The following is an 11,151-nucleotide window of genomic DNA, read 5'->3' on the forward strand; positions in this document are numbered from 1 at the left end:
AAGACAAACTAAATCAAAAAAAGTTACAGTTACTTAAAAAAAACGAGAAGTTTCATTGCAGTTCCGTAATTTCGTAAGGAGAGATGAGTACTTTTAAAGATCAGCGGAATATCGTCAAACATCTTAGCATTCAACGTGTTTGGAACCTCATGTTGCTGCGTTTTTCGTATGCCCTTGCCAGGCTTTTCAACCTGCAAAAAAATTGGGGTCAGCCTTTTGCATTGAGCATTGAGCCTACCACTGCCTGCAACCTCGGATGTCCGGCATGTCCCAGTGGTTTGAAAGCATTTAGCCGTCCTACCGGAAAAATTGACCTGTATCATCATCAAAACTGGCTTTCTCAGGTAGCCAATTCCGTTTTTTATATCAACTATTATTTCCAGGGAGAACCTTTTCTGCACCCGCAGTTCTTAGAATTGATCAAAGAAGCCAAACGGAAAAAGATCTATACTGCGACTTCCACGAATGCCCATTTCATCGACGAGAAAAAAGCCCGGGAAATTGTTGCTTCGGGTTTGGACCGTTTAATCATTTCCATTGACGGATTGACGCAGGAAACCTATGAATCTTACCGCGTTCACGGAAAACTGGAAAAAGTAATTACCGGTTCCAAAGCACTCGTCCAGGCGAAAAAAGAAGCTCAAAGCGCCACACCTCATCTGATCTTCCAATTCCTGGTTGTAAAAGCAAACGAACATCAGATTTCAGAAGTCCAGGAACTGGCAACGGAAATCGGTATCGACGAAGTACGCTTCAAAACAGCCCAGGTATACGATTACGAACACGGAAACGAATTGATCCCCGATAACGAAGCATACTCGCGTTATGTCAAACAAAAAGACGGAACATACCGTTTTAAGTACAAGGGCGGAAACAGTTGCTGGAGAATGTGGTCTTCAAGCGTAATAACGTGGGACGGACAGGTAGTTCCCTGCTGTTTTGACAAGGATGCCCATCATACACTGGGAAGTTTACAGGAACATTCATTTGAAACTATCTGGAAAAATCCGGCATACCGTTCATTTAGAAATGCCGTTTTACAGGACCGCAATTCCATAGAGATTTGTACAAACTGTTCGGAAGGCGCGAAGGTTTGGATCGACTGATAATTATGAATTATCAGTTCTGTAATTATCAAGATTGGATCTCCCCCTTATCTTGATAATTGATCATTATGCCATTGATAATTTCTAGCAGATTGTTAAGACGTTCTCCGATCTATTAAACCGCTTTCAATTATATTTGCAAAAACAAAAACCATGTACGGAAAAATGAAAGATTACCTGATCCGGGAATTGAATGCCATTAAGGAAGGTGGAATATTTAAGAAAGAACGCATCATTACTTCTCCGCAGGGAGCAAAAGTACATGTAAGTTCAGGTGACGAAGTAGTCATCATGTGTGCAAACAATTATCTTGGACTTTCCTCCCACCCTGCTGTTATTCAAGCTGCGAAAGATGCTTTGGATACACATGGATTCGGTATGTCATCAGTTCGTTTCATCTGTGGTACTCAAGATATTCACAAAGAACTGGAAGCAAAAATTGCGAAATTCTACGGAACGGAAGATACTATTTTATATGCCGCTGCTTTTGATGCGAACGGGGGAGTTTTTGAACCTTTATTCGGAGAAGAGGATGCCATTATTTCAGACGAACTAAATCACGCTTCCATTATTGACGGAATCCGACTGTGTAAAGCGCAGCGTTACCGATATAAGCATTCCGATATGGCAGACCTGGAAGAACAATTGAAAAAAGCGCAGGCACAACGTCACCGGATTATCGTTACGGACGGAGTGTTCTCCATGGACGGAGACATTGCCAAAATGAACGAGATCTGTGATCTTGCCGACAAATATGATGCATTGGTCATGACAGACGAGTGTCACAGTGCCGGATTCATTGGTAAAACAGGTCGCGGAGTTCCGGAATACCACAACTGCCAGGACCGTGTAGATATCATTACCGGAACATTAGGAAAAGCATTGGGCGGTGCAATGGGTGGTTACACCACCGGGAAAAAAGAGATCATTGAAATGCTTCGTCAGCGATCAAGACCTTATTTATTTTCCAATTCATTGGCACCGGCAATCGTAGGTGCTTCCAATAAAGTGTTTGATATTTTAAGTTCAACAACGGAATTGCGTGATAAATTGGAGTCCAACACGAAATACTTCAAGGAAAAAATCATCGCGGCGGGATTTGATATTAAACCGGGTGATTCACCGATTGTTCCGATCATGTTGTACGATGCTGCTTTATCCCAGCAATTCGCAGATAAATTATTGCAGGAAGGTGTTTATGCGATCGGGTTCTTCTATCCGGTAGTTGCAAAAGGAGCAGCCCGTATTCGAACTCAAATTTCTGCAGCACACAGCATCGCAGATTTGGATAAGGCAATCGCTGCGTTTATCAAAGTTGGAAAAGAATTGAACGTGATTCAATAATATCTCCATAAAAACATACACGTAGGGGCGCGATTAATCGCGCCCCTACGTGTATAAAAAAAAACCATTGGTTCAATGGAATAAAAACTATCTTTGTGCGCTAAAAATCTGATGCATTCTTATATCAGTAGTTGAACAATTAACAAAGAGAATCTATGACAAGGTCTTTACTTGTTTTATTTTGCGCGGTATTCACGCTTTCTGCCTTCGGACAAATCAAACGCGATGTATCCGGATACTATCAGGATTACAGAACAAAAGGCCCTTCTGAAGAAGTTCCGGTACAATTGGTCAACAAAAAAACAGGTAAAACATACCGGGCAATTACAGATGAGGACGGTAAATTCTTATTTCAGGATGTAGCACTGCTTCCCAATACGGATACCACTATTTTTGAACTGTCAGTTTCCAGTAAAAAATACAAACAGGAAATATTCACTATCAAAATAGATGACAAGCATACTGGTGAATACAAAATGGACCGAAAAAATCCGTTCAAAACTTCTACGAAAGTTACCTGGATGTTTGACTGGGGAACCTGGAACGGAAAAGAAAATTACTGGTCCCATTTCACTGCAAAAGCGGTATTGGTGATTTACGGCGGATGTTTGGTTTTGGTATTCATCTACTCATTATTACAGCTTTCATTATCCATTGCATACGCAAAAAGTAAAAAACGCAAATCCCAGGAAGTCAAACCGGTTTACAATCCGGATACGGCTTTGACCGTTACGGTTCAATTACCAATGTATAACGAAATGTACGTTGCAGACCGCATCATTGAAGCAGCAGCAGCATTTGATTACCCAAGAGATAAATTCGATATCCAGGTATTGGACGATTCAACGGATGAAACAAAGGACTTGATCGCTAAAAAAGTAGCGGAAGTTGCTGCACGCGGCGTGCGTATCGAACACATTCACCGGGTTGACAGAACAGGATATAAAGCAGGCGCTTTGGATTCGGCAATGAACAAAGTACAGGGTGAGTTCATAGCAATTTTCGACGCGGATTTCGTGCCGGAAAGTGATTGGCTCCAACGCACCATGCCTTACTTTGAAACAGATGACAATATCGGGGTGGTTCAAACCCGCTGGGGACATTTAAATAAGAATTATTCGTTATTAACGGAATTACAGGCTTTCGGTTTGAACGGACACTTTGCCGCTGAACAGGGTGGACGGAATGCTGCAGGACATTTCATTAACTTCAACGGTACAGGCGGTATTTGGCGCAAAAAATGTATCGAAAGTGCCGGTGGCTGGGAGCACGATACGCTAACCGAAGATTTGGATTTGAGTTACCGTGCTCAATTGAGAGGATGGAAATTCAAGTACCTGGAAGATGTGGTTGCTCCGGCGGAATTACCGATTACCATGTCGGCACTGAAAGCACAGCAACACCGGTGGATGAAAGGAGGAGCTGAATGTTTCGTTAAAATGTGGAAAACCATCCTGACATTTAAAAACGTAAGACTTTCCGATCGTGTTCACGGGATGGCACATTTATTCAATTCATCCGTGTTCATGTTCATCCTAATCATGTCGCTGTTGAGTTTGGTTGTCTTACAGATCAAAGACAGCTTCTCCGATTTGAATTACGTGATCCAATACGGTTCGGTATTCATCTTAAGTACGGTTTTCCTGATGTATTATTACTGGCTGGCTTACCGTGACAAAACGGATAATAAATTTACTTCATTCATTCGTTTCATCGGACGATTCTTCTTATTCCTGACCGTATCATTGGGCCTTTCCCTGGCCAACACGATTGCCGTTTTGGAAGGATTTATGGGAATCAAGAGTTCATTCGTCAGAACACCTAAATTCAATGTCAGCAAGAAAAACGAATTCAAAGGAAACAAATACGATAAGAAAAGCATCTCGCTGATCACGATCGGAGAAGGAATTCTGATGTGCGTTTTCGGATTTACTGTTGTCAACAGATCCATCTACGGAGATTTGGGAATGGTTCCTTTTCACCTGATGTTAACGATCGGGTATGGAATTGTATTCTTTAATTCATTGAAAGAATTGAGAAGAGGATAAACCAATCAAAAACAGTAGGATTAATCGGGAATTAATCACAATAAGCACCCAACTTTATTTTTTACCGCAAATGCACAAATTTTGGGAGGCGCTTACCAGTGGGAATTATGTACTTTAAACAGGTAGTGTCAAAATATCCTAGGTGTTTCAGCATTTCAGTGCCTGCTGGCAGGCACTCTTTATCTTTCCCACAGATGCACAGATTAACTGCTCGGCTACCGCACTCGCCTAAGTGGCGACTGGTAAGCGCCACAAATAATCAGCGCATCTGTGGGAAATTATCACTTAGATTCTTGGAGAAGATTTTTCAAAAAGAACCTATTTCATAAGTTACCTGTGTTAAGTACATAACTCCCCTTACCAGTCGCCTCTTAGTACATTATTCATATGTTAACAAGTGTTGATAGAGCGAGTGCGGTAGCCGAGCTATTCATTTGCGCATTTGTAGAAAATTACACTTGGCTTTGTATCAAAAAATGGTTTGGGTGCGAATAATACATATATCCCGATTAATCGCGCTCCTACTGTTTTATTGAATAATTATTGAATAAACTTATAATTCTCGATCCAGGTCGTATCCGTTACATCATACATCAGTTTCCAGAAGTTGGTATCCACAATGTAGTCAAAATCAAGTTGTTTGATGTGGTAGCGGTTTGCCAGGTATTCCTCCTGCTTTAAACTTGGTCTGATGCGGTTCAGGCTCCAGCCGGCTTCGTTTCTTCCCACATACGGCCAGTCAGAAAAACGGATCTTCCACAAACTGTCCAATGCAGGACAATATCCGATCTCCGCGCGGATGGTATCGTTCACAAAAACACCGCCAACGATGTTATTTAGCTTGAAATAATCCGTTTTATCCGGGTTAAAAGGACTCGGCCAATATCCGCTCAATACTTTAATGAATTCATCCTTACTGGTGAAATATCTTTTCGCCCTCAGAATTCCGTCATCTGAGTATTTCATTGCCACAAAACTCACCACACTGGAATTGACACCGGTAGCTATTCTTACACCGAAAACGACCCGGTAAGCAGGCTGTTTCACTTTCGAAAATGAAAAAGAAAAAAGAAGCAGTAAAATTAATCCCTTGTATTTCACAGGTAATTAAACGCAAACAATTGTCAATTTGTTTCCTGATAAGGAATTAATTTAATCTCCTGTGGATCAGCCGGCAATAACAACCAAGCAATTTTCAATCGAACCGGATCACTTTTGTCGGTGTTACCAAAGCATTCAGGCGAATATCCGTCGGCAGCACATCTTCAATTTTGGGTTCGGTATCGAAGTAATGTAATCCGATAAACACACAATTCGGTGCACATTTACGCAAAAAACGATCGTAAAATCCTTTTCCATAACCGACCCGGTTTCCTTTCACATCAACTGCCAAAAGCGGCACAAACACAATATCAAATCGATCAGCAGCGATTACTTTTCCCTTCTTCGGTTCCGGGATCCCTTTTTGATTCACTTCCAACTGATCAGTCGACTCAAATAAGTAATGGCGCATTTCCATACTTTCGTAATTGGTCTTCGGAATCGCCACGGAAGCCCCTATCCCGAGAGCACGCTCCAAAAGCAGGTAGGTGTTCACTTCCCGCTGCCTTTCTATGGGGAGAAACAAAGAAATGGTCTTTTCAGAAAGTTGAAAATGGGTCAATGTTTGTTCAACAATTGTTTCGGAAAGTCGCTCAATCTCACCCGGAGAAAGCTGAAGTCTCATTTCTTTATATTTTTGACGCAAAGCTGCTTTTGTCATACCTATTCTTTTGGAACAACTGCTTAACACCCCGGTAATCTATTTTTCGGGAGATCTTTTTTTGTTTCATCTGTGTATGCTTCACCTTCTTCCCTGAAGCCCAGATTTATTTAAATTCAAGCAATTTTCGGCTAAATTAGTTGAAAGACAGTAATTAAACAAAAGTCGGGAGAATTTATCTTCCCAGTGTTTTTTAACAAAAAAAACGGACAAGCTTTGGTGGATGCTTTTTTTAGTCAGTATATTTACAACGTGTTTAAAAGATTGCGTTTAATTTCTCTGATTTGTTTTTTCTCACTAACCAGCAACTTAGTGGGAAATTTCGTTTGGACGTACCTGGAAGACAAACAATCCATCAGTCTTTCTTCCGAGGAGGATGGCAATGAAGAACGCGATTCGGATACGGACGAAAACAACAATGGAGGAAGTAAAAGAGGCATAAACCTTTTGGAAGAAGAGCTTCATTTAGCAGAACACACCCAGCTTTCAAACTTTGAGACTGATTTTAAGTCGATGGAGAAAAGTCCTTTTTCCATTCTTACTGATAAAACCAATGGTTCCGAAAAGGTGCCACTTGATAATCCCCCAGAAATCGGAACTGAATTCAGCTAACATTCATTATTAGTTTATTCATTATTCCATTTTCATGAAAAATTTATTCAAGACCTGGAAGCAGGATGCTCCTGCAGGCCTGGTCGTATTTTTAGTTGCGGTTCCGCTTTGTTTGGGAATTGCATTAGCTTCCGAGGCACCGGTATTTTCCGGATTAATCGCCGGAATCATTGGCGGTATCGTAGTCGGAAGTATTTCGGGTTCTTCAATCGGTGTTTCAGGTCCTGCTGCAGGACTCGCAGCCATCGTAGCAGCTGCTATCCACGATTTGGGTTCCTTTGAAATCTTTCTTTCTGCAGTTGTATTTGCCGGATTGATCCAGCTTATTTTAGGGCTCATCCGAGCCGGTTTCATCTCCTATTATTTCCCGAATGTGGTGATTAAGGGAATGTTGGCTGCAATCGGACTCCTGATCATTTTTAAGCAGTTGCCCCATGCTGTGGGTTATGATGCAGATTACGAAGGAGACGAATCCTTCTTTCAAGCCGATGGACACAATACATTCTCGGAGATTTTTTACAGTTTGAATTACATCACTCTCCCGGCGGTCGTTATTTGCGCAGTATCCATTTTCCTACTGATTCTTTGGGACAGCAAACGGATCCAAAAAACGTTCCTGAAATTTGTTCCGGGTCCATTGATCGTGGTTTTACTGGGAATCGGTGCAACTGTTTTGTTACAGGGAACTTCCTGGGCCCTGATTCCAAAACACCGGGTAGATCTGGGAATTAGCGGAAAACCCTTCCGAGAATTGTTTACTTTTCCCGATTTCAGTCAGCTGGGGAATTACAAACTCTATCTTACGGCTGCTACTCTGGCGGTTGTGGCGAGTCTGGAAACACTCTTGAGCGTTGATGCATCAGACAAACTGGATCCCAAGAAACGCATCACCTCCGGGAACCGGGAATTATTAGCCCAGGGAATCGGAAATATGGCTTCCGGGTTAATTGGAGGACTTCCTGTTACACAAGTAGTTGTGCGAACATCTGCAAATGTAAATTCAGGAGGATTGAACAAGCTGGCCGCAATTATCCACGGAATCCTGATCGCTCTTACGGTGCTTGCCGTACCCAGTATCTTTAATTACATTCCGTATGCTTCGCTGGCAGCTATTCTCATCATGGTCGGATTCAAACTGGCAAAACCAAGCCTTTTCAAAAAGGTCTTTAAGGAAGGATGGTTGCAGTTCATTCCATTTATTGCAACGATTCTGGGTATTTTGTTCACGGATCTTCTCATCGGCATTTCGATAGGTTTAGGCGTGTCCTTTTTAGTGATTCTGTATTACAATTTTAAATTATCTCACTATCTTTCCGTCGAAGAAAATGTTTACCGGATTCGCTTAACGGAACACATGACATTCCTAAACAAAGCATCATTAATTGAGACCCTGTTGAAAATTCCGAATAATGTCAAAGTGATCATTGATGAAAGCCAGGCCAAATTCCTGGCAAACGATATCATTGAGTCGATTGAAGATTTTAAGATCAGGGCAAAAGACAAAAACATACAAATAGAAATTATTACTCCACAAAAATTAGAATTATGAAAGATATATTTGAAGGAAATAAAAAATGGGTCGAAGAAACATTGGCAAAAGACCCTGGGTTCTTTAACAATTTATCACAGGGACAAACTCCTGAATATTTATGGATTGGTTGTTCTGACAGCCGTGTGCCTGCAAATGAAATCGTAAACTTGCCTCCGGGAAGTATTTTCGTTCAGCGCAACATTGCAAACCAGGTAATCAATTCAGACATGAACCTGCTAAGTGTCGTTTATTACGCCGTAAAATACCTGAGAGTAAAACACATCCTGATCGTAGGTCATTACGGTTGCGGTGGTGTTGCCGCGGCTATGAGCAACAACAGTTTCGGGTTCCTGGACAACTGGTTGGTAAGTATCAAAAATGTGTATTTAAAAAACCAGGCAGAATTGGAAGCAATTACCGATCCGGAACTACGGACCGATCGTTTGGTAGAACTAAATGCGATTCAGCAGGCCGTGAACATGGCAAAAATTTCTTTCATCCAGGAAGAATGGCAGCAGGGAAATCCATTGGAAATCCATGCACTTGTTTACAGTTTGAAAGACGGGATATTACGCGATATGAAAGCGTCGATCAACAATGCTACTGATTTGAAACCTGTTTTCCAGTTTTATCAGTTTTAAAGATGATCGAAGAGACAATTCTTCAACTTACAGCCCTTTTTGAACCCTTTCGAAATGCCAAACGCGCACAAACTGCGAGTGCATACATGAAGAACCATTTTCCATTCATTGGAATGAAGACGGAAATCCGCAGAAGCGCGCAGAAAAGTTGGATCGATTCACTCAAAACAATCGATGACAGAAAACTCAGGTGGTCTATTATTCGCGCTCTTTGGGAAAAAGAAGAGCGCGATTACCACTATGTTGCTGTTGACCTGCTGAATTCCTGGCCTAAGAGATTTTATTCGGAAGAAGATGCTGTGGAATTGGAATGGTTACTTAACAACAAATCCTGGTGGGACAGCGTAGACGCTATTGCATCCAATTATTTGGGAAGATGGGCCTTGCTATTCCCGGAAAAAGCCAGGGAAACATTCGAAAAATGGCGCTATCACGAATCCTTTTGGCTGCAGCGCTCCTGCCTGATTTATCAATTGAAATACAAAGATCAGGTAGACAGTGCTTACCTGGAGAATCTCATTCAGCAACTAAACGGGAATAAGGAGTTTTTCATCCAGAAAGCAATCGGATGGTCGCTCAGGCAATTATCCAAATACAAACCGGAAGATGTTGTTCAGATTCTTGCCAATAATCCGATCAAAGGATTGGCATTGAGGGAGGCGAGTAAATACCTTTCCTAATTATCAATTATGAAAAGTTTAATTATCAAGAAAGGAATCACTCTTGATAATTAATAATTGATATTAGCATTTGTTTGTTACTTTTCCAAAACCTTACATTACCTCTGAAAACCCACGACTTTGTTTAAGAAGAAAACACATACTGTATTTGACGAAGCCCGGCAAATTGAGCTCGCCCAACAAGACCACAGGCATTTTGGACCGCTTTATGAACGTTATTTTGAACAGATCTTCCGTTTTATTTTTAAACGGCTTGGAGGAAATGAAGAAGTAGCCGGAGATTTGGTCCAGCAATGCTTCATCAAAGCGATGGCGAATATTGCCAAATACGAAGATCGCGGTCTTCCCTTCACGGCCTGGCTTTACCGGATCGCACAAAACGAAGTCAATATGTTTTTCCGGTCTGAAAAGAAAAATTATTCGGTCGAAATCAGTGATCGCCAGCTCTATTCCATCCTGGAAGAAAGTGGTGAAAGCTCTGTGCAACAAGCAGATTTAGATCAACTGATCGAAATAATCAATAACTTAGATGAAACTCAGGCAGATTTAATCGAATTACGATTTTTCCAGGAGCTTAGTTTCAAAGAGATTGCCGATATCTATCAAATCAGTGAGGCAAATGCTAAAATGAGAATTTATCGTTTACTGGAAAAGATCAATACAAATTGGAAACGCGAATCATGAGAAAATTTCAAAGAACATCGAACGAAAAATCACAGGAACCTACCAAAGAACAACTGGTGCGTTACAAGGATTTTGCCTCGCTTTCTCATAAATATGAGCGTTTGGCAAAGCGTCCTAAGCGCCCTTTGTACAAAGATCCGAAGTTGTTTTTACTCCTTCTGATTATTGGATTGATGTTCTTATTGGTATTCCTGGAATCTTAGACTCTTTTGTTCACCGCTTAAATCAGAATGGACTCAACCGATCGATGCACAATTTTACGCACCAGGAATGACGAAATTATTCACGTTTGATGACTCATTTTCGGGATTACCCGGCTCAAATTGCATAATTTTCGAAACCACATCCGGGAACTAATCCCTTAGAATCCTTCGATATCCAATTCCCGCATCGACACAAAAGACTTCAAAATCTTTTCCCCGATTCCCGGAACTTCTACGTGAATCAGATAAACACCGCTTGCCACCGGAATTCCAGTCTTATTTGCCAGTGTCCAATCCAGGAAGGTCAATGCGTTGTCTTTCTTGAATTGATTCACCATTTTACCTGACATCGTATAAATAGTGACCGTACACACCTCCGGCAAGTTCACGATTTTGACCCGCTTGTCGACTTTATTCCGCTCATACTCCGAGAACGCATAGTATGGATTCGGTACCACATTGATCAGATCCAATGCACTTGCCAATACATCCCGGCTGGCCGTTGTAGTCTGTAAATCATTCATAGACCAGGAATACATC

At 41.5% G+C, this 11,151-nt stretch carries 12 protein-coding genes; 9 read left to right on the forward strand and 3 right to left on the reverse strand.

The window, feature by feature from the left end; all coding sequences use genetic code 11:
* The first annotated feature begins 83 nt into the window (after window positions 1-83).
* The 3 genes from FO442_RS14620 to FO442_RS14630 all read left to right on the forward strand — a co-directional run bounded on the left by FO442_RS14620 (window position 84) and on the right by FO442_RS14630 (window position 4,498).
* Window positions 84-1,106 carry a radical SAM/SPASM domain-containing protein gene (locus tag FO442_RS14620; protein WP_144333944.1) on the forward strand — a complete coding sequence of 341 codons (1,023 nt, stop codon included), beginning with the start codon at window positions 84-86 and terminating at the stop codon, window positions 1,104-1,106.
* 153 nt (window positions 1,107-1,259) lie between these two features.
* Complete coding sequence (gene kbl / locus FO442_RS14625; protein ID WP_144333945.1) at window positions 1,260-2,450, forward strand: glycine C-acetyltransferase; 1,191 nt, start codon at window positions 1,260-1,262, stop codon at window positions 2,448-2,450.
* Between the two features lie 155 nt (window positions 2,451-2,605).
* Window positions 2,606-4,498, forward strand: coding sequence for a cellulose synthase family protein (locus tag FO442_RS14630; RefSeq protein ID WP_342777666.1), 1,893 nt, complete (start codon window positions 2,606-2,608; stop codon window positions 4,496-4,498).
* 540 nt (window positions 4,499-5,038) lie between these two features.
* Here the strand turns inward: FO442_RS14630 and FO442_RS14635 are convergent.
* Both FO442_RS14635 and FO442_RS14640 read right to left on the reverse strand, forming a co-directional pair.
* Complete coding sequence (locus tag FO442_RS14635) at window positions 5,039-5,545, reverse strand: hypothetical protein (RefSeq protein WP_144333946.1); 507 nt, start codon at window positions 5,543-5,545, stop codon at window positions 5,039-5,041.
* Between the two features lie 148 nt (window positions 5,546-5,693).
* Complete coding sequence (locus FO442_RS14640; RefSeq protein ID WP_144333947.1) at window positions 5,694-6,260, reverse strand: 5-formyltetrahydrofolate cyclo-ligase; 567 nt, start codon at window positions 6,258-6,260, stop codon at window positions 5,694-5,696.
* Between the two features lie 312 nt (window positions 6,261-6,572).
* On the opposite strand from FO442_RS14640, the gene FO442_RS14645 reads away from it, so the two are divergent.
* The 6 genes from FO442_RS14645 to FO442_RS14670 all read left to right on the forward strand — a co-directional run bounded on the left by FO442_RS14645 (window position 6,573) and on the right by FO442_RS14670 (window position 10,611).
* Window positions 6,573-6,872: a hypothetical protein gene (locus FO442_RS14645; RefSeq protein ID WP_144333948.1), complete on the forward strand. Its 300-nt coding sequence runs from the start codon at window positions 6,573-6,575 to the stop codon at window positions 6,870-6,872.
* A 34-nt stretch (window positions 6,873-6,906) separates the two neighbouring features.
* Window positions 6,907-8,421: a SulP family inorganic anion transporter gene (locus FO442_RS14650; RefSeq protein WP_144333949.1), complete on the forward strand. Its 1,515-nt coding sequence runs from the start codon at window positions 6,907-6,909 to the stop codon at window positions 8,419-8,421.
* Entirely contained in the window at window positions 8,418-9,044 is a 627-nt protein-coding gene (locus FO442_RS14655) for a carbonic anhydrase (RefSeq protein ID WP_144333950.1), read from the forward strand. Before FO442_RS14650 ends, FO442_RS14655 begins: the two co-directional genes overlap by 4 nt.
* Before the next feature lie 2 nt (window positions 9,045-9,046).
* Window positions 9,047-9,724: a DNA alkylation repair protein gene (locus FO442_RS14660; RefSeq protein ID WP_144333951.1), complete on the forward strand. Its 678-nt coding sequence runs from the start codon at window positions 9,047-9,049 to the stop codon at window positions 9,722-9,724.
* A 120-nt stretch (window positions 9,725-9,844) separates the two neighbouring features.
* A complete protein-coding gene (locus tag FO442_RS14665) occupies window positions 9,845-10,408 on the forward strand; it encodes an RNA polymerase sigma factor (protein ID WP_144333952.1) in 564 nt (187 codons plus the stop codon).
* Window positions 10,405-10,611: a hypothetical protein gene (locus tag FO442_RS14670; protein WP_144333953.1), complete on the forward strand. Its 207-nt coding sequence runs from the start codon at window positions 10,405-10,407 to the stop codon at window positions 10,609-10,611. Before FO442_RS14665 ends, FO442_RS14670 begins: the two co-directional genes overlap by 4 nt.
* Before the next feature lie 158 nt (window positions 10,612-10,769).
* Here FO442_RS14670 and FO442_RS14675 read toward each other — a convergent pair.
* Window positions 10,770-11,151, reverse strand: a 382-nt coding sequence (locus FO442_RS14675) for a T9SS type A sorting domain-containing protein (protein ID WP_144333954.1), incomplete at its 5' end; no start/stop codon positions are given.

The sequence above is a fragment of the Fluviicola chungangensis genome (genome assembly GCF_007558725.1).
GTDB classification, from domain to species: Bacteria; Bacteroidota; Bacteroidia; order Flavobacteriales_D; family Crocinitomicaceae; genus Fluviicola; species Fluviicola chungangensis.

Excerpts from the sequence above, each read along its gene's own strand:
- FO442_RS14620 (WP_144333944.1), top strand. The coding sequence starts at position 84 with ATGAGTACTTTTAAAGATCAGCGGAATATCGTCAAACATCTTAGCATT.
- kbl (WP_144333945.1), top strand. The coding sequence starts at position 1,260 with ATGTACGGAAAAATGAAAGATTACCTGATCCGGGAATTGAATGCCATT.
- FO442_RS14650 (WP_144333949.1), top strand. The coding sequence starts at position 6,907 with ATGAAAAATTTATTCAAGACCTGGAAGCAGGATGCTCCTGCAGGCCTG.
- FO442_RS14630 (WP_342777666.1), top strand. The coding sequence starts at position 2,606 with ATGACAAGGTCTTTACTTGTTTTATTTTGCGCGGTATTCACGCTTTCT.
- FO442_RS14655 (WP_144333950.1), top strand. The coding sequence starts at position 8,418 with ATGAAAGATATATTTGAAGGAAATAAAAAATGGGTCGAAGAAACATTG.
- FO442_RS14640 (WP_144333947.1), bottom strand. The coding sequence starts at position 6,260 with ATGACAAAAGCAGCTTTGCGTCAAAAATATAAAGAAATGAGACTTCAG.
- FO442_RS14670 (WP_144333953.1), top strand. The coding sequence starts at position 10,405 with ATGAGAAAATTTCAAAGAACATCGAACGAAAAATCACAGGAACCTACC.
- FO442_RS14660 (WP_144333951.1), top strand. The coding sequence starts at position 9,047 with ATGATCGAAGAGACAATTCTTCAACTTACAGCCCTTTTTGAACCCTTT.